Source organism: Pseudonocardia cypriaca (assembly GCF_006717045.1).
GTDB lineage: Bacteria > Actinomycetota > Actinomycetes > Mycobacteriales > Pseudonocardiaceae > Pseudonocardia > Pseudonocardia cypriaca.
The window spans coordinates 2026956-2044835 of record NZ_VFPH01000001.1 but is presented as its reverse complement, the minus strand read 5'-3'; the positions used below and the strand labels follow the sequence as shown (position 1 = coordinate 2044835).

General features: G+C 75.0%; 17 protein-coding genes and 1 tRNA gene. 3 read left to right on the top strand and 15 right to left on the bottom strand.

Going from position 1 to position 17880, the window contains the following annotated elements; all coding sequences use genetic code 11:
* Nucleotides 1-24: 24 nt before the first annotated feature.
* Nucleotides 25-807, bottom strand: a complete 783-nt coding sequence (locus FB388_RS09695) for a lysophospholipid acyltransferase family protein (protein ID WP_142099575.1) — start codon at nt 805-807, stop codon at nt 25-27.
* A gap of 174 nt (nt 808-981) precedes the next feature.
* Between FB388_RS09695 and FB388_RS09690 the strand changes: the two genes are divergently transcribed.
* The gene (locus FB388_RS09690) at nt 982-1506 is read left to right on the top strand and encodes a hypothetical protein (protein ID WP_142099573.1); all 525 of its coding nucleotides are present in this window, start codon (nt 982-984) and stop codon (nt 1504-1506) included.
* A 66-nt stretch (nt 1507-1572) separates the two neighbouring features.
* Here the strand turns inward: FB388_RS09690 and FB388_RS09685 are convergent, their stop codons facing one another.
* The 6 genes from FB388_RS09685 to FB388_RS09660 all read right to left on the bottom strand — a co-directional run bounded on the left by FB388_RS09685 (nt 1573) and on the right by FB388_RS09660 (nt 6836).
* The gene (locus tag FB388_RS09685) at nt 1573-2529 is read right to left on the bottom strand and encodes an ROK family glucokinase (RefSeq protein ID WP_142099571.1); all 957 of its coding nucleotides are present in this window, start codon (nt 2527-2529) and stop codon (nt 1573-1575) included.
* A complete protein-coding gene (locus FB388_RS09680; protein ID WP_142099569.1) occupies nt 2526-2876 on the bottom strand; it encodes a hypothetical protein in 351 nt (116 codons plus the stop codon). Before FB388_RS09680 ends, FB388_RS09685 begins: the two co-directional genes overlap by 4 nt.
* Nucleotides 2873-4096: an ArsA family ATPase gene (locus FB388_RS09675; protein ID WP_142099567.1), complete on the bottom strand. Its 1224-nt coding sequence runs from the start codon at nt 4094-4096 to the stop codon at nt 2873-2875. Before FB388_RS09675 ends, FB388_RS09680 begins: the two co-directional genes overlap by 4 nt.
* Nucleotides 4097-4145: 49 nt before the next feature.
* Nucleotides 4146-4586 carry an SRPBCC family protein gene (locus FB388_RS09670; RefSeq protein WP_142099565.1) on the bottom strand — a complete coding sequence of 147 codons (441 nt, stop codon included), beginning with the start codon at nt 4584-4586 and terminating at the stop codon, nt 4146-4148.
* Nucleotides 4587-4615: 29 nt separating this feature from the next.
* Nucleotides 4616-5404, bottom strand: coding sequence for a metallophosphoesterase family protein (locus tag FB388_RS09665; RefSeq protein WP_142099562.1), 789 nt, complete (start codon nt 5402-5404; stop codon nt 4616-4618).
* A gap of 1030 nt (nt 5405-6434) precedes the next feature.
* Complete coding sequence (locus FB388_RS09660; RefSeq protein WP_142099560.1) at nt 6435-6836, bottom strand: polyketide cyclase / dehydrase and lipid transport; 402 nt, start codon at nt 6834-6836, stop codon at nt 6435-6437.
* A gap of 92 nt (nt 6837-6928) precedes the next feature.
* Here FB388_RS09660 and FB388_RS09655 point away from each other — a divergent pair, with 92 nt between their 5' ends.
* Nucleotides 6929-8752, top strand: a complete 1824-nt coding sequence (locus tag FB388_RS09655) for an AMP-dependent synthetase/ligase (protein ID WP_142099558.1) — start codon at nt 6929-6931, stop codon at nt 8750-8752.
* A gap of 97 nt (nt 8753-8849) precedes the next feature.
* On the opposite strand, the gene FB388_RS39320 is transcribed toward FB388_RS09655, so the two are convergent.
* From FB388_RS39320 to selA, 3 genes are all read right to left on the bottom strand, one after another.
* Nucleotides 8850-9005: a DUF6131 family protein gene (locus FB388_RS39320; protein ID WP_246121786.1), complete on the bottom strand. Its 156-nt coding sequence runs from the start codon at nt 9003-9005 to the stop codon at nt 8850-8852.
* A 107-nt stretch (nt 9006-9112) separates the two neighbouring features.
* On the bottom strand, nt 9113-10900 hold the full coding sequence (gene selB, locus FB388_RS09650; RefSeq protein ID WP_142102828.1) for a selenocysteine-specific translation elongation factor: 1788 nt from the start codon (nt 10898-10900) through the stop codon (nt 9113-9115).
* A gap of 8 nt (nt 10901-10908) precedes the next feature.
* A complete protein-coding gene (gene selA, locus FB388_RS09645) occupies nt 10909-12204 on the bottom strand; it encodes an L-seryl-tRNA(Sec) selenium transferase (protein WP_246121785.1) in 1296 nt (431 codons plus the stop codon).
* Nucleotides 12205-12226: 22 nt separating this feature from the next.
* Between selA and selD the strand changes: the two genes are divergently transcribed.
* A complete protein-coding gene (gene selD / locus FB388_RS09640; RefSeq protein ID WP_142099556.1) occupies nt 12227-13288 on the top strand; it encodes a selenide, water dikinase SelD in 1062 nt (353 codons plus the stop codon).
* Between the two features lie 8 nt (nt 13289-13296).
* On the opposite strand, the gene FB388_RS09635 is transcribed toward selD, so the two are convergent.
* The 5 genes from FB388_RS09635 to FB388_RS09615 form a co-directional block, all read right to left on the bottom strand.
* A tRNA-Sec gene (locus FB388_RS09635) sits at nt 13297-13392 on the bottom strand.
* A gap of 13 nt (nt 13393-13405) precedes the next feature.
* On the bottom strand, nt 13406-14596 hold the full coding sequence (locus FB388_RS09630; protein WP_142099554.1) for a glycosyltransferase family 4 protein: 1191 nt from the start codon (nt 14594-14596) through the stop codon (nt 13406-13408).
* Nucleotides 14597-14688: 92 nt separating this feature from the next.
* Nucleotides 14689-15666 carry an NlpC/P60 family protein gene (locus FB388_RS09625; RefSeq protein WP_142099552.1) on the bottom strand — a complete coding sequence of 326 codons (978 nt, stop codon included), beginning with the start codon at nt 15664-15666 and terminating at the stop codon, nt 14689-14691.
* Between the two features lie 362 nt (nt 15667-16028).
* Nucleotides 16029-16331: a hypothetical protein gene (locus tag FB388_RS09620; protein WP_142099550.1), complete on the bottom strand. Its 303-nt coding sequence runs from the start codon at nt 16329-16331 to the stop codon at nt 16029-16031.
* An 86-nt stretch (nt 16332-16417) separates the two neighbouring features.
* A complete protein-coding gene (locus tag FB388_RS09615) occupies nt 16418-17785 on the bottom strand; it encodes an NYN domain-containing protein (protein WP_142099548.1) in 1368 nt (455 codons plus the stop codon).
* Between the last annotated feature and the right edge of the window lie 95 nt (nt 17786-17880).

The window sequence follows — 17880 nt, the reverse complement described above, 5'->3', positions numbered from 1 at the left end:
AGGGCGGGCTGACCTGGGGTGGTGCTAGCTCGCCCGGGTGCCCGGCACCCGGCTCGCTCCGCGACCGTCGTCGCCCTCGCCGTCGGTGGGGATCGGCGGCGTGGGGGTGGCGGCGGCGCCGGACTCCGCGGCCGCCGCCTTCTCCTTCACCGACGCCGCGTACAGGTCGACGTAGGTCTGACCGGTCAGCTCCATCAGGGCGTACATGATCTCGTCGGTCATCGAGCGCTCGATGAACCGGTCGCCCGCCATACCCGCGTACCGGGAGAAGTCCAGCGGGGGGCCGATCTTGATGCGGACCTTGCGCGGTCGCCACATCCGTGACCCGATGGGGTTGACCTTGTCGGTGCCGATCATCGCCACCGGGATCACCTTGACGTTCGCCTCGAGCGCCATCCGCGCCACGCCGGTCTTGCCCTTGTAGAGGCGACCGTCGGGCGATCGGGTGCCCTCGGGGTAGATGCCCAGCAGGTTGCCCTCGCGCAGCAGCCGGACGGCGGTGTCCATCGCCGCCTGCGCCGCCGACCCGCCGGAGCGGTCGATCGGCACCTGGCCCACGCCGGTGAAGAAGATCTTCTTGAACCAACCGACGAGGCCCGGCTGGGTGAAGTACTCGCGCTTGGCAAGGAACGTGATGCGCCGGGGCACGAGCAGCGGCAGGAAGAACGAGTCGGCGACGGCGAGGTGGTTGCTCGCCAGGATCGCCCCGCCCTGCGTGGGGACGTGCTCGACGCCTTCGATGGAGGGCCGGAAGAACAGCCGCAGCAGGGGGCCGAGGAGGACGTACTTGGACCACCAGTACAACACCTGGGCGTGCCCCCTCCAGCTCGACTGCGCCAGCCTACGGAGCGGCCGGAGCCGGCGACAACGGGCACCGGGGTATCGGCTCCGCAACTGGGGGCGAACTCTTCCCCTCCCCCGGTGCACTCGTGTCAGGATGGTGTTCCCGCTGCGCCGGCCCGCACCGAGGGAGGAGGCCGCGTGAACCGCGATCCCGACGAGCGCCCCCAGCCCGACGGCGCGGCGCCCGACGAGTTCGACGCGATCGTGGCGCTCTGGCGGAACGAGGGCGACGTGCCCCAGTGGCCCGCCGACCTGGGACCCGCCGACCTGGCGCCCGACGGCCTCCTGCCCGACGACGAGGCGCCCGACGCGACACCGAAGCCCGACGCCGCCCCCCGGGAGACCGCGCCCGCTCCGCCGGCCGCGCCGCCCCTGCCGCCGCGCTCCTACATCCCCCCGACGCTGCCCGAGGACGAGCACTTCATCCCCCCGGAGCCGCCCCCGCTGCCCCGCCTCGGCCCGCCGGCGTTGGTCGGGCTCACCCTGATCGCCATCGGACTGGTGCTGGTCGTGTCCCCCGGCTGGCTGGGTGTCTCCGAGATCTACGGCCTCCCGCTGGGCCTGGTGGGGCTCGCGGCCGGCCTGGGCTGGCTGGTGCTCCGCCTGTGGCCCGACCCGCCGGACCGCACCGACGACGGCGACGACGACGGCGCAGTGATCTGACTCCCGTTCCGACGAGCGGCGCGTTCGTCGGTACCTATCCGACGAACGCGCCGTTCGTCGGAACCATCAGCGGCGGTGCGCGACTTCCCGGGCCAGCTGTGCCGCGCCCACCACCGCGGCCGCCTCGCCCAGCTGCGCCGTGCGGATGCGGGCCAGCGGGCGGCGGCCCGCGCCGGTGACCGTGGTCGCGTAGTGCTCGCGCGCCTCGTCGAGGAAGAGCGGCGCCGACCCCGACACACCCCCGCCGATCACCACCAGCTCCGGGTCGAAGACGTCGGCCACCAGCGCGAGGCCCTCTCCGAGCCAGCGGGCGAGCTCGTCCATCGCGGCGACGGCCACCGGATCGCCATCGCGCGCGGCGGCGGCCACCCGCTGCCCGGTGACGCGGCCCGGGTCGCCCGCCACGAGCCTGCGCAGCAGCGGCGAGCCGCCGGGGTTGCGGGCGAGCAGCTCGACGGCGGTCGTGGCCAGTGCCGTGCCGCTGCAATAGCGCTCCCAGCAGCCGTTCTTCCCGCAGGGGCACGGCCGCCCGTCGGGCACGACGCGCAGGTGCCCCAGCTCGGGCGCCACCCCGAACGCACCCCGGTACAGCTCGCCGCCGATCAGGAGGGCCGAGCCGATGCCGGTGCCGAGCGCGACGAACACAACCGTGCCTGCCCCCGAAGCGGCCCCGAAGTGCCGCTCGGCCAGCGCGGCCGCGTTCGCGTCGTGCTCGACGACGACCGGCAGGCCGATCCGCTCGGCGATCCGGTCGGCGACCGGCGCGTCGCGCCAGGACAGGTGCGGCGCGAACCGGACGCCCCGCCGGTCGGGCGTGACGAACCCGGCGAGCGCGAGCCCGACCGCCGCGACCGGGTGCCGCGCCGCGAGCTCTCCGATCACGCCGGCGAGCGCGGCCTCCAGGGCGGCCTCGCTGCGCGGGGTGGGGGTGCGTGCGGTGTCGTGGACGTTGCCCTCCGCGTCGACGACCCCGGCCCGCACGCTCGTCCCGCCGACGTCGACGCCGATGGTCAGCACCGTCATGAGCATCGCCGATCGACCCGGATCCGCTGCACTCGACGCGCGGGCGGCGGGTCGGTCAGGTCCGTGGTCGCCGGAGCGGCGGCGCCCTCCTGCAGCGCCGTCCGCAACACGGCCACGAGCCCGGCGCCGTGCTCGGCCAGTCGGACGGCGAGCTCGGGGCGTTCGCCGCGCAGCGCGGCGATGACGGCGCAGACCGGGCACGAGGCGCAGGTCTCGGGCGCCTCGCTGGCCGGTTCGGCGCGGAGCCGCTCGAGCACCGGGTCGATCCGGTCGAGCGCGGCCAGCGCGAGCGTCCTGAGGTCCTCCCCGATCCCCTCGTGCCCGCCGCAATCATCCGGCGCGTTCACCGGAGCCAGACCGCGGGGTCGGGGACGAACGCGACGCACAGGTCGTCGCCCGCGACGTGGGCGCCGGTGACGGTGCAGCGCCGCAGCACCGGCGGCAGCGCGATCATCCGCCGCGTGCCACCGGTGGTGACGGCGAGGTCGTCGTCGAGCCGGACGAGGTCGACGGGGCCGGCTGCCACCCCGGGCAGGCGCAGGACGAGCTCGAACGCCGAGTCCAGCGACGTTCCGCTGCCCGCCGTGCGGTTGACCTGCAGCAGCGGGGCGGCCGGGGTGTCGGGAACGGCGGCGGGGTCGTCGGTGCCGTAGAGGCCGCGGGCGAGCTCGAGCAGCGCGGACATCCCGGTCGGTTCGGCGGCCGTGTGCTCCGCGACGCGCAGCGGTACCGGCAGCGCGGCGAGCTCGGCGACCACCGCGCTCTGCTCGGTGTACCGCTCACGGAGCCAGCGGCCCGCCGGCCCGCGCAGCGACGACGGCGCCTCGGGCATCATCCGGTTGGCGACGAGCGCGTCCACGCGCAGCCCGTGGAGCGCCAGCGCGGTGAGCGTGCGGCGGGTCTCCGCGGCCACCACCCGCTCCGGGGTGAGCACGAGCCGGATCGACGTCGTGTCGTGGTCGGCGAGCAGACTGCGCAACCCCTGCAGCTGCTCAGCGAGCGCGTCCAGTGCGCCGATCGCCCGGTCCCATGCCGGCTGCGCCTCGCGGCCGGCGGCGAGCCCGCTGATCAGGCCGCGGACGGCACGGCGGTGCGCCGGGAACAGCCGCTCCAGGTAGGTCGAGAGCGCCTCGGGCAGGCCGAGCAGCCGCAGGGTCTCCGCGGTGGGGCCGCAGTCAACCACCACGACCTCCCACAGCCCGCTCTCCGCGAGCCTGCGCACCTCACCGAGGGCGAGCAGGTCGTCGACGCCCGGCAGCACGGTGAGCTCGTCGGCCATCAGCTCGTCGACGCCCGCGCCTGCCAGCAGCGTGCCGAGGTGCCCCTGGAGCCGGGCCCACGCGCCGTCCAGCAGCGACCGCGTGTCGACGTGCGCGGCCGACAGGCCGGGATCGAGCTCGACGGGCTCTCCGCCGAGCTCGACGTCGAACGCGTCGCCGAGCGAGTGCGCGGGGTCGGTGGAGACCGCCAGCACCTTGCGGCCGGAGCGCGCGAGTAGGGCGGCGGTGGCCGCGGCGAGGGTGGTCTTGCCGACGCCTCCCTTGCCGGTGAACAGGACGACGCGCACGACGCGGAAGGGTAATCGCGCGAACAGGTCGGACCTGTCGGCGGGGCCGTCAGGAAGTGCTCTCGACCCGTCGCTTCAGCCCCTTGAGCGCGGTGTCGATGATCACCTTCTCCGCCTTGCGGCGCAGCATGCCGATCATCGGGATGTTCAGGTCCACGGCGAGCGAGTAGGTCACCGTGGTCTCCCCGGCCGTACCGGCCAGGGTGTAGGAGCCGTTCTGCGCCTTCTGGATCTGCCCCTTCACCAACGTCCAGCTCACCGAGCGGCCGTCGGGCGCCCAGTTGTAGTCGAGGGTGTAGGAGTCCTTGATCGGTCCGGCGTCCATCGTGAACCGGACCCGCTCGGCGCGCCCGTCGTCGCCGCTGCTCAGCACCTCGACGCTCTTCACCTGCTCGGCCCACTCCGGGTACGCGGGGAAGTCGGCGATCACGGCCATCACGTGCTCGGGCGGCGCGGCGATGGTGATCGAGGAGGTCGTAGCGTCGGCCATGGGGCGCACGTTACCGGGGTGGGCCCCCGTCACCAGCGGAGCACGTACGGAGTGCGGGTGGCGCGGAAATGCCCGACGTTGACGCACTCGGTGCGTCCCACGCGCACCCGCGGCGCGAGCGGCTGGTGGACGTGTCCGAAGAACGCCGCGCGCGGCCGGTCGCGGTGCACGACGTCCAGCAGCGCGGCGGACGACGCCTCGGCCCTCCGCGTGACCACGTCGAACGCGAGCTCGGGCACGGCGGGCGGCACGTGGCTGCACAGCACGTCGACCCGATCCAGGGCCTTCACGGCCGCGGTGAAGTCCGCCGCCCGCAGCAGGTGCGGCGTCCACGGACCCCCCTCGCGCGGCTCGACGCCCGGTGGCAGCGGGGCGCCGCCGACGAACCCGAACCGCAGGTCGCCGATCTCCACGACCCGGCCGTCCGCGAGCGTGAGCCCCGGGCGGGCGTAGCGCGGCCACAGCCGGGGCATGTCGACGTTGCCGGGGATCGCGTAGGTCGGAGCGGTGAGCGCACCGAACATCCGGTCGTACTGCTCCTGCACGGCGTCCTCCACCACGGCGGGCGCATCGGGGACCCGCGCCCACGCCTCCCGGACGAAACGGATCAGCTCGTCCCGTCCTCCCGAGGTGCGCAGGCGCCCGAACTCGGCGCTCACCTCGGGGCCGAGCACGCGCCCGAGGATGCCGCCCGCCGGGTCGCGGTAGTCGACGTAGTCCACGAGGTCGCCCAGCACCACGAGCGCATCGGCCCCGTCGCCGGCCCGCGAGAGCGCGTCGGAGGCGCCGTGCACGTCGGAAACCACGTGCACGCGCATGCGATCAACGCTACCTCGCTACCCGGCTATGGGCACGACGCACAGCCGGCCGTGTGATCACGGCTGCCGGGCCGCCAGCGGTGGTCGCGGGCATGATCCGGAGTATCGGTCGGCTACCGCTGTGGCCATGGGCAACCGATGCATGCGATCTTCGTGGGCAAGATCCGCTGTATCGGGCGTCCATGGTTGTCGGCGCAGCCATGGGCAACCGCCAGTTCGGATCATGGTCGCTCGGGCGGCGCGGTCCCTGCGGTTCTGGTTGGTCGCCGTCGGGTCGGCCTGGTCACAGAACCCGCCGGTGGGCGCGCCGTTCCCGGCTCGGGTCTCCCGGCGCCCGCCTTCGCTGTCAGCCTCTCGGGTGTTCCCCCGGTTCCCGTCGATCTCTTCGGCTGGTGGGGGTGGCTGGCTTGGGTCAACTACCGAATCCTGTGGTTGCGTGGACAGCCGTCCCCGGCTTGGGGGCACGGCGGTCGGGACGAGACCGCCGCGGCTGGGTGCCACGCAACCTGCTGTGGTCCCGACCCTCACACCCCAGCCCATCCGCGCACGGTCAGGCCGGACCAGTCCAGGGACGGGGCGTCTGCACTGATCACGCCCGGATGGCAGGGGTTGCTGGGTGGGAACGGGACCACAGCCGGTTGCGTGGCACCCACGCCAGGTGTTCGTCGGGACCGCCGTGCCCCCGCGTCGGGGACGGCCGCCAGCGCAACCACAGAACTCGGTAGTTGTCCCAACCCGGCCGCCCCCCGGAGGTGAGGGGCAAGGCGAACTGGATCGACCACACCAGCAGCCGGGGGCGGATAGGTGAGGCTGGGTGGCCCGAGCCGGGAACGGCGCGCCCACCGGAACGGTTCCCACGTGGACGGCACCACAACGGCACCGCGCCGCGTTCCGCGGAACGCCGCCGGCCACCGTGCACACCTTCCCGCCACGACACACACCGCCGGACATGTGCACCGACACCGCGTGATGTGCACGGCCACCCGGCGGGGTTCCGAGAGCACCGTCAGCGCCGCTGACGTCGTTCCGCCTAGTGCCCCGCCCTCGGCGGCTCGCCCGGCTCCCGGCCCGCCTCGAGCCGCTCCTTGCACGCGAACGCGATGGCCTTGGCCGCGCGCTGGCGCCTGCCGACCTCGACGGCGGCACGGCGCGGCGGCGCCGGCCGCGGCCGCCCGTCCGGGCCCTGCGGGTCGGCCCGCAGGTAGTAGTGCAGGAGGGTGCCGTCCAGCACCGGCTCGAGCCAGACCTCCATGCTGCCGACGAGCGCGCCGCGCACCGTCCACCGGATGCCCTGGACGCCGCGGTCGGTCATGACCTGCAGCTGGAGGTCCGGCCACAGCTGCGGCCACCGGGAGGGCGTGGCGAACTCGGCCGCCACGACGGCGGGCGGCACGGCGAGGAACGTCTCGTCCACCACATCCACCGACGGCACCGCGCCAGCGTAGTGAACAGGTCGTGCCGATCGCCCCTACCGCGAGGTAGGTTTCGGGAAACGGGAGCCAGTGCCGGCCAGGAGGTCACAGCGTGCGCGAGTACAGCGTTCCAGCCACGTTCCGCGTGGGTGACGAGGAGAACCTCCTCGATGCGGTGTACGCGAACGCCGACGAGCACGGTTCCGTGGTGGTGTACCGGCGCCCGGACGCGTCCGGCGAGTGGTCGGACGTCACCTGCGCGCAGTTCGCCGACGAGGTCGTGGCCGTGGCCCGTGGGCTGATCGCCGCGGGGGTGCGGCCCGGCGACCGCGTCGCGCTGCTCTCGCGCACCCGCTACGAGTGGGGCCTGATCGACTACGCGATCCTCGCCACGGGCGCGGCCACCGTGCCGATCTACGAGACGTCGTCGGCCGAGCAGATCGGCTGGATCCTGTCCGACTCCGAGGCGGTCGCCGCGATCGTCGAGTCGAGCAGGCACGCCGGGCTCGTCGAGAGCGTGCGGGCCGCCTGCCCCGGTGTGCGGCACGTCTGGCAGATCGAGCCGTCGGAGGGCACGCCGGGCGCCGTCGAGGCGCTCGTGGCGCTGGGCGCCGACACCCCGGCCGAGGAGGTGCGCGCCCGCAGCGCCGCCGTGCGCGCCGACGACCTCGCCACGCTGATCTACACCTCCGGCACCACGGGCCGCCCCAAGGGTTGCGAGCTGACCCACCGCAACCTCGTCAGCGAGGTCAAGAGCGCCGTGAGCCTGCTCCCGGAGCTACTGTCCGACCGCGGGTCGGTGCTGCTGTTCCTCCCGCTCGCGCACGTGTTCGGCAAGGTCATCCAGTGCGGCGCCCTCTACACGCGCACGGTGGTGGGGCACACGCCCGACGTGAAGCGGCTGCTGCCCGACCTCGCCTCGTTCCGGCCGACGTTCATCCTCTCCGCGCCGCGCGTGTTCGAGAAGGTCTTCAACAGCGCCCGCCAACGCGCCCACGACAGCGGCAAGGGCCGCATCTTCGACATGGCCGCCGACACCGCCGTCGCCTGGAGCCGCGCCCAGGACACCGGCGGACCGGGCCTCGCGCTGCGCCTGCGGCACGCGCTCTTCGACCGGCTGGTCTACAGCAAGCTGCGGGACGTCGTCGGTGGGAACGTGGTGGCCGCGGTGTCCGGTGCGGCGCCGCTCGGCGAGCGCCTCGGCCACTTCTTCCGCGGCGTCGGCCTCCCGGTTCTCGAGGGGTACGGCCTCACGGAGACCACGGCGGGCGTCACGCTCAACGCGCTCGGCGCCCAGCGCGTCGGCACGGTCGGGCGGCCGGTGCCCGGCCATTCCGTCCGGATCGCCGACGACGGCGAGGTGCTGGTCAAGGGCCCGATCGTCTTCCGCCGGTACTGGAAGAACGAGGCCGCCACCGCCGAGGCGCTCGAGGACGGCTGGTTCCACACCGGCGACATCGGCGAGCTCGACGACGCGGGCTTCCTGCGGATCACCGGCCGGAAGAAGGAGCTCATCGTGACGGCGGGGGGCAAGAACGTCGCCCCCGCCGTGCTGGAGGACCGGCTGCGCGCCCACCCGCTGATCAGCCAGTGCATGGTGGTCGGCGACGGACAGCCGTTCATCGGCGTGCTCGTCACGATCGACGCCGAGGCCCTCCCCGGCTGGCTCGACCGCGCGGGCAAGCCGGCGGACACCGCCATCGCCGATCTCGTCGACGACCCGGACCTGCGGGCCGAGATCGCCCAGGCGGTCGAGGACGCCAACCAGTCGGTCTCGCGGGCGGAGCAGATCCGCGAGTTCCGCATCCTGCCGGTGGACTTCACCGAGGCGGGGGGCGAGATGACCCCGACGATGAAGGTCAAGCGCGCGGTCGTGGCGAAGACGTTCGCCGCCGACATCGCGAGCATCTACAGCGGGGCGAAGGCCCCGGCCTGACGAACGACGCGGACCCCGCGGCTGCTCCGGGAAGCCGGTAGCAGCCGCGGGGTCCTGTGTCAGTGCGACGGTCCTCTGTGGACCGTTCGTCCAGGGGTCAGTAATAGTGCCTGCGGCCACCGACGGCCCGGCCGGCGCTGCCCAGCAGGAGCAGGACCACTCCGACGACGAGCAGGATGCCGCCGAGGTAGGTCAGCAGGGAGATCCCGAGCAGCCAGCCCAGGACCAAAAGGATCACGCCTAGAACGATCACCGGTTCCTCCTTGTTCCGGTCGCCCGGCCGACGATCTGGCCGGCCCACACGACCGAGGTGCCGCGGAGTACCCGGTTGCTGACCATGAATATGCGCGGTCGGGCGATCTAGTGGAGCTGGTGGGTGAGATCATCGACACGCACGGTGCGGCCGGTGCGTGCGAGGTGTTCCAGTAGCGGTACGGCCACCCGACGGGTGGTGCCGAGCGCCTGACGGGCCTCGCTGAGGGTGAACGCGGGGCCGACGTTGCGGAGCAGGGTCACCGCGCGGTCGGGCGCATCGGGCAGCAGCACCACGCCGTCGGCGATCGCCACCAGCTCGCCCGCCCGCACCAGCGCGGCCAGCTCGCGCGGGCCGAGGCCGAGCTCGGCGAGGCGGCCGGCGTCGGGGGCGCGGAAGGGTTCCACGACGAGGTCGGCGCGCAGCTTCTCCATCGCCGCGCGCACCTGCTGCGGCAGCCCGTGGGCCCGGCCGAGGTGGACGCGGCCGGCGCGCAGCTGCGGGTCCTCGGGGCCCGCGTTGGTGAGGACGGCGGTGACCAGCCCGGCTGTGGGCAGGTCCGCGGCCCGCCGGGCCGCCTCGATCGTGAGGCCGGGGTCGAGCGGCTCGGCGGCGTCGTGGGCGCGGACCGCTGCGGCGAGCGCGGAGACGGCCTCCGCCGCCCGGGCGGGTGCGACGAGCCAGCCGTCCGCCCGCAGCGCGGAGAGGGTGTCGACCTCGGCGCGGGGCACGCCCATCGCCACCAGGTCCGCGACCCGGACCAGACCCCGGCGGCGCAGCTCGCCCGCCGCGGTGCCGAACCCGGGCTCGGCGAGCTCCGCGGCCCGGCGGGCGGCCGCACCGCGGCGGCGCAGGGCGGGTGGGAGGACGTCGAGCACCTCGACGCCCGCGACGACGGCGCGGCGGCCCGGGTCGCGCAGCACCGCCCGATCCCCTATCCGCAGCGGCAGCGGGTGTTCGGGGCGCAGCCGGGCGTGGCCCTGACCGAGCGGGCGGACGTGCACCACGACGGCAGCCGAGCCGGCGTGCAGCATCACCTCACGCGGCAGCGGGCCGGGTTCCGCCCCGCGCACGCCGCGCAGCGCAACGTCGAGCTCGGCGGGCGCGAGCCAGGCGCCCGGGGTGAGCAGCGCCTCGCCACGGGCGACCGCCTCCCGCGGGACCCCGCGCAGGTTCACCGCGACGCGCGCCACCCCGCGCGCCTCCCCCACCGGCTCGCCGAGGCTCTGCAGCCCCCGTACGTGCACCCGGCGGCCGCCGAGCTCCAGCTCGTCGTCCACCCGGATCGTGCCGGCGCCCAGCGTCCCCGTGACGACGGTGCCGGCACCCCGGATGCTGAACGCCCGATCGATCCACAGCCGCACGTCGGCGTGCGGGTCGGGCTCCGGGACCGTCGCGACCAGGGCGTCCAGGGCGCTGCGCAGCGCGTCGATGCCCTCGCCGCGCGGTGCGCAGACCTCCACCACCTCGGGGACGCCGAGCGCGGAGCGGGCGATCTCGCCCAGCGCTTCCTCGCGGGCAGGCTCGGGATCCAGCAGGTCGCACCGGGTGATCACGAGCAGGCCGTGCTCCACGCCGAGCGCGTCCAGCGCGTCGAGGTGCTCGGCCGACTGCGGCATCCACCCCTCGTCGGCGGCGACCACGATCAGGGCCGCCGGAACCGGGCCGGCCCCGGCGAGCATCGTCGTCACGAACCGCTCGTGCCCGGGGACGTCCACGAAGGCGAGGTCGGTGCCCGAGGGCAGACGGGTCCAGGCGAACCCGAGGTCGATCGTGAGGCCGCGGCGCCGCTCCTCGGCCAGCCGGTCGGGCTCCATGCCGGTCAGGGCCCGCACCAGCGTCGACTTGCCGTGGTCGACGTGCCCGGCGGTCGCCACCACCCGGCTCGTCGCCATCCTGCTGGTCACGGTCCGGACCGGACCGCGCGGACGCATCCCGCGAGCGTCTCGTCGTCGGCCCGGCCCAGCGCGCGCAGGTCCAGCAGGCAGCGACCACCTTCGAGCCGCCCGAGCACGGCCGGGCTGCCGGCGCGCAGGGCCGCCGCGTAGGGCTCGGGCAGCGAGAGCGCGACGCTGGGCAGGACGACGCCGGGTGCGCCACCACCCCCGACCGTCGCGTGCGAGTCGACGACCTGCACGTCCAGCCCCGCGAGCCGGGCGGCGAGCGCATCCGCCCTGGCGCGCAGCTCGGCGACCGGCGCGTCGAGGGCGGCGCGCACCGGCGGCACCGGGCCGCGCAGCGTCGCCTCCAGCGCGGCGAGCGTCAGCTTGTCGACGCGCATCGCGCGGGCGAGCGGGAACCGGCGGACGCGCTCGACCAGGCCGGCATCACCGAGGATCAGCCCGGCCTGCGGGCCGCCGAGCAGCTTGTCCCCGGACGCCGTGACCAGCGCGGCGCCCGCGGCGAGCATGCCGGCGGCGTCCGGCTCGTCGGGCAGCAACGGGTGGGGGGCGAGCAGGCCCGACCCGATGTCGACGACCACCGGAACCCCGAGACCGGCCAGCTCCGCGGGCCCGACCGCGCTGGTGAACCCGGTGACGGTGAAGTTCGACGGGTGCACCTTCAGCACGAACGCGGTGTCCGGCCCGATCGCCCGCTCGTAGTCGGCGAGGTGGGTGCGGTTGGTGGTGCCGACCTCCCGCAGCCGCGCGCCGGTGGACTCGACCAGGTCCGGGATCCGGAACCCGTCCCCGATCTCGACGAGCTCGCCGCGGGACACGACGATCTCCCGGCCGGCGGCGAGCGTCGCGGCGACGAGCGCGAGCGCAGCAGCTCCGTTGTTGACGACGTGCGCGCCGCTCGCACCCGGGACGGCGGCGAGCAGCGCGTCGACCACCCCGGCGCCGCGCCGCCCGCGGGTGCCGGTGGCCAGGTCCAGCTCGACGTCGCAGGTCCCCGCGGCGACGGCGACGGCTTCGCGCGCGGCGGCGCCGAGCGGGGCCCGGCCGAGGTTGGTGTGCAGCAGCACGCCGGTGGCGTTGAGCACCGGTCGCAGCGTCGTGGCGGCGGGCGGCAACGCGCCCAGCACGGCGTCGACGATCTCGTCCGGCGGCAGGGCGCTGTCGCGGACCCGCTGCTGCGCGGCCGTCACGGCCTGCTTCACCAGCTGCCGGCCCAGCCGGACGGCCGCCGCGGCGACGCGGGGCTCGGCGAGCACCGCGTCGGTGCGGGGCACGCGGCGGCGCGGGTCGATGACCACGGGCCGAGCCTACGATCCAGCCATGGCGGACGCAGTGGCGCGGCAGGCGGACAGCGAACGGCTCACCCGGTTCAGCCACGGCGCGGGCTGCGGCTGCAAGATCGGCCCCGGCCGACTGGCCGAGATCCTCGCGACCGTCACCCCCGCCACCCATCCCGACCTCATCGTCGGCACGGAGACCGGCGACGACGCCGCAGTCTGGCGGCTCGACACCGACCGCGCGCTCGTCGCCACCACCGACTTCTTCACCCCGGTCGTCGACGACCCGCGCACGTGGGGCCGCATCGCCGCCACCAACGCCGTCTCCGACGTCTACGCGATGGGCGGGCGCCCGCTGTTCGCGCTGAACATCGTGGCCTGGCCGTCCGAGGTGCTGCCAGCGGAGATGCTCGGCGAGGTACTCGCGGGCGGGGCGGACGTGGGGCGCGAGTGCGGGTTCGCCGTGGTCGGCGGCCACTCGATCGACGATCCGGAGCCCAAGTACGGGCTGGCGGTCGTCGGCGAGGTGCACCCGGACCGGATCCTCACCAACGCGGGCCTGCGCCCGTGCGACGCGCTCGTGCTCACCAAGCCGCTCGGGGTCGGGATCGCGACCACGGCGGTGAAGGCCGGCACCGCGAGCGACGAGCTGCTCGACGCCGCCGTCGCCACGATGTGCACGCCGAACGCCACCGCGGCCGCCGCCGCGCTCGCCGCGGGCTCGAGCGGCTGCACCGACGTCACCGGCTTCGGGCTGCTCGGCCACCTGCGCAAGATGGCGGCGGCGTCCGGGGTGGACGCGGTCGTCGAGGTGGGCGCCGTGCCGCTCCTCCCCGGGGCGCGGGAGCAGGCGGAGGCCGGGATCGTGCCCGGCGGCACCCGGCGCAACCGCGACTGGGTCGCCGACGTGCTCGACCTCGCGCCCGGCGTCGGCGAGACCGACGTCGTGCTGCTCGCCGACGCCCAGACGTCCGGCGGGCTGCTGTTCGGCGCCGAGCCCGAGCGGGCCGCGGCGGCGGTGGCCGAGCTGCGGGAGCAGGGCCTCGACGCGGCTGTCATCGGGCGGGCGGTCGCCGGCCGGGGCCGGATCCGGCTCGATCCCTGACGGGGAGCTGGCGGAGGCGGACGGGAATCGAACCCGCCTGACCGAGATGCTCGGCCACGTCGGTTTTGAAGACCGCGGGGGCCACCAGGCACCCAGACGCCTCCCTGGCGGAGCAGCCTAGATGAGCTCGTCGTGCCGAGGAGCGTCGCCCGGTGGCCGCGCACTCGGCTGCAACGCCGGGCTCCCGGCCAGCAGGGCGCGCAGCCGGGCCACCCGGGCGGGCCAGGTCCACTCGTGCTCCATCCAGGCGCGCCCGGCGGCGCCCATCGCCCGCGCGCGGTCCGGATCGGCGAGGAGGCCGGCCACCGCGGACGCGACGGCCGCCACGTCCCGCCCGTCGACGACGTGGCCGGTGCGCCCCTCCTGGACCGTCTCCGGCGCCCCGCCCGACTCCCCCGCGACAACGGGCAGCCCGATGGCGGCCGCCTCCAGCAGCGCGATGCCGAGCCCCTCGACGTCGAGACCACCGCCGCGGGTGCGGCACGGCAGGGCGAACACGTCGCCGACCGCGTGGTGGGCCGGCAGCTCGGCCGCGTCCACGGCTCCCGCGAACACGACGTCGTCGGCCACGCCGCTCGCCCGGGCCAGCTGCCGCAGCCGGGCGGCGGCGGGACCGTCGCCGACGAGGAGCAGCCGCGCGCCGGGCACGCGCTCGCGCACCAGCGGCAGGGCCCGGATCAGCACGTCCTGCCCCTTGCGGGCCACCAGCCGGGACACGCACACCACGAGCGGCGCGTCGCCGATGCGGTAGCGCCTGCGCAGCTCCGCCCGCGCTGCCGGATCGGGCCGGAACCGGTCGGTGTCGATCCCCGCGGGCAGCACCTCGAGCGCCGCCCGCGGGCCGAACGCCGCCGCCACCCGGGACCGGGTGTAGCGGGAGATCGTGGTGAGCACGTCGGCGTCGGCACCGATGCGGCGCAGCGCCTGGCGCGCGCCCGGCAGCATCGACCAGCCCACCTCGTGGCCGTGCGTGCTCGCGACCACGCGCTGGACGCCCGCGCGCCTGCGCAGGTGCGGTCCGAGCAGCGCGAGCGGCGCGGCCGCCCCGAACCAGACGGTGGTGGCGCCGTGCTCGCGGGCCAGGGCCGCCGCACGGGCGGCCACCGCCGGTTCGGGGAGCATGAGCGACCTCCCGTGCCGGTGCACCGGCACGGGCGAGGCCGCGTCGAACCGTGCCGCGCCCGGCCACGCGGGCGCGTAGACGGCGAGCTCCCCCGGCGGCAGCCGGTCGGCGAAGGCCTGCAGGTACGTCTGGATGCCGCCGGTCCGGGGTGGGAAGTCGTTGGTCACGAGGAGCGTGCGCGCCACGGTGCGACGCTAGCCGCTCGGCAGGTGATCGGGCGGCGGCCGGTCACCCCGGCCGACCGCCGCCCGTTCCGGGGAGCGGACGAGTCCTTCGGCTACAGCCTGCGCGCGCCGGTGATCGGCCGGCTGGAGATGTCCGAGTACTTCACGACGTCACCGGTCTGCGGTGCGTTGATCATCATGTTGTTGCCGACGTAGATGCCCACGTGGCTCACCGGCTTGTAGAAGAACACGAGGTCGCCGGGCTGCAGCTGGTCGCGTGGCACCGGCGTGCCCACCCGCGCCTGCTGGCTGCTCCCGCGCGGAATCGTGATGCCCACCCGCTGGAACGCCCACGACGTGAGACCCGAGCAGTCGAACGAGCTGGGGCCCTCCGCACCGAACCGGTAGGGCTTGCCCAGCATCTTCATGGCCTCCTTGATGGCCTGGACCCCGACGCCGCTTCCGCTGATGGAGGTCGGCCCGGTCAGGGTGGGGCCGTTGCGGGCGCGCCGCTGCTGCGGGCTGAGCCGGTCGAGGAGGCGCTGGGCCTCGTCGATGCGCTTCTCGGCGTCGCGCTTGCGGTTCTGGACGTCGTCGGCGGCCTTGGCCGCCTCGTCGACGGCCGCCTGGGCACGCGCGACCGCCGCGTCGGCGTCGGCCTGCTTCTGCGCGGTGTCGCCGACCTTCGTCATCAGCTGGTCGAGCTTCTCGCGGTACTCGACGGCGAGGGTCTCGAGGGCCGACATCTGGTCGAGGAACTCCTGCGGGGAGCGGCTCCCGAGCAGCGCGTTGAGCTGGTCGAGGTTGCCGCTCTCGAACGTGGACAGCGCCACGCTGTCGACCTCGATGCGGAACCGCTCCTCGTCCTCGACGGCGGCCCGGACGGCATCCTTGGCCGGCTGGACCGCGGCCTGCAGCGTGGTGACCTCCTGCTGCCGGGCCGCGAGGGTGTCCTTGGCGGCGTGCCACTCCTCGGTGAGGGCCTCCGCCTCGCGGTTGACCTTCTCCAGCTGCTGGGCCGCTTCCTCCGCGTCGGGTGGGTCCTGCTGCGCGGCGGCGGGGGAAGCGCCGACCAACAGCGACAGGATCACGATCAGAACGATCGATCCGACGGACGAGGCCGACCGGCCGCGGCGGTGTATCCGACGCACGACCGGGAGCACGGACTTCCCAGAACCTGAAGAGGTGCGTCGACGCGGCTGCACGCGGACGGTTCTCCTCTCGCCATCCCGCGCTGACACCCGATCGGGGTAGGGGGAGCGCCGATCGGGGTATCGCGCGGTGACCTCGCGTTGCCACTCCCTGTCGAATGGCTGACGCACCGCAAGGTCTCGCGGAGATTACGGAGCAGCGAGAAGCCGGTTCAACCCGGGGGTCGCCCGGCGCGGCGCTCCGCGTGGCCTCACCCACATGCACGGAGCGGAGCGAAAGTGCGGTCTAAATGGAGATCTGCTCACCCTGCGTCACGGACGGCTCCCCCGTTGCTCGCATCCCGTGGCGTTCGGCGCGGTTCGGCGGCCACCAACCGCAACTTCGGCACCAGCCCTTGATCTGCCAGCACGGCGAGCGCCCTCCGCTCCGCTGCGTCGAGCTGCACGATCTGCGCGCCGGACGGCGCGTCCGACGGCGCTTCCGGCGTCGCCCCGGGGTCGTGATCGGCGGTGGCCGCAGGCGCCGGAGCACCCAGCAGCACTCCGATCACGCAGTCGCCACAGGCGGTGCCGCGCACCGCGCAGCCGTCACAGTCGATGATCATTTCTGCTCCCTCGACGGGCCGGACGGGCCTGTCGCCGTCCGATGCGCGTGACGTTAGGAGCGACCTCCGACAATTCCGCCGAGCCGCTAACCCCGCACGAGCCGGTTGAGCAGCACCGCCGACGGCACCGCGTGCGCCCCGCTGCTGCGGACCGACTGCACGACGGCGCGGTCGGACGTGGCAACCACGACCGGCCTGCCCTGCGGCTCGGCGGCCACGAGGTCGCGGATGACGTCGTCGGCGAGTACGCCGGGGTCGCTGAAAAGCACGCGCACGCCCCGGGAGCCGCGCGGCGGCGCCGTGATCACGCCTGCACCGTCGAACACGACGGTGATCTCCACCCCGGTGCGGGCGGCGAGGGCTCCGAGCTGCCCGACGAGCCGGGAGCGCTGGTCGGCGAGCGGGAGATCGGGGTAGCCGGTCTTGCTGACGTTGTACCCGTCGACGACGAGGTGCAGCGACGGCACGGTGAGCAGGGCGTCCAGCTCCGCGACCGTGCCGACGGCGCTGCCGCCCCGCGCGGCGCGCGCGCCCGCTACGAGATCGCCGGGGCGCGGCCCGCCGCCGCCGAGGGCCAGCTCGCGTCGCAGCCCGGTGAGCGCGCCGCCGAGGGTGTCGATGAGGAGCGCGAGGCGCACCTCGTCGGCCTTGCGCGCCTCCCGGGCCGCCTGCCGGGCAGCGGCCACCTCGGCCGCGGCGCGGTCGGCGCGCCTGCGTTCGGCCTCGGCGCGTTCCCGCTCGCGGTCGCGCTCGGCGACGGCGGCGGCGAGCTCGCGGTCGGCGGTACGGCGCAGCTCCTCCGCCTCCCGCTCGGCGGCGGCCTGCGCGTCGCGGGCCGCCCGCAGCTGGGCACCCTGTTCGGAGACGCGGCGGCGCAGCTGCTGGTACTCGTGGTCGCGCTGTTGCCCGGCCGTGCGGGCGTGGGCGCGGGCCTCGGTGAGCTCGCCGCGCAGCCGTTCCAGCTCCGTGGTGAGCTTGTCCACGCGGGAGAGCGCGGCGTCACGCTCCGCACGCAGCTCCCCCGCCTCCCCTCGGCGCGCGGCCACCGCGACGGCCTCACCCGCGTCCGGGTCGTCGTTCAGGAGCGCCGCGGCGGCGGCCATGAGCGGGTCGTCGGCCGCGGTGGTCAGCTCGCCGGGCCGCTGGTCCTCCCACCAGGCCACGACGGCCGTGCGGAACGCCGCCGACGCCTCGAGCTCGGCCGTGAGCGCGGCGCCGCCGAGCTTGGCCCGCTTGGCGGGGGTGAAGCGGGCCAGCCTGCGCAGCGGCACCGGAACGTCCGGGGCCGGCATCGAGCCGACGGCGGTGGCCGCCAGCTCGGCCAGCCGGGAGCGCAACGCCTCGGGCAACTTCGCCCAGTCGACCTGCCCGCCCGACTGCCCGGTCGACGGCGCGGTCGACGGCACCGCCCCACCCTGCTCGGGCGGGCCGGAGGCGCCGTCGGACCTGGACATCGCTCCAGGTTATCTGCGTTGGCGCCGGTTCACCCGTGACGCGGCGGTCCCAATCCGTACCGCCGGGCCGCGAAGAACTGTCGGAGCGTGGCGTT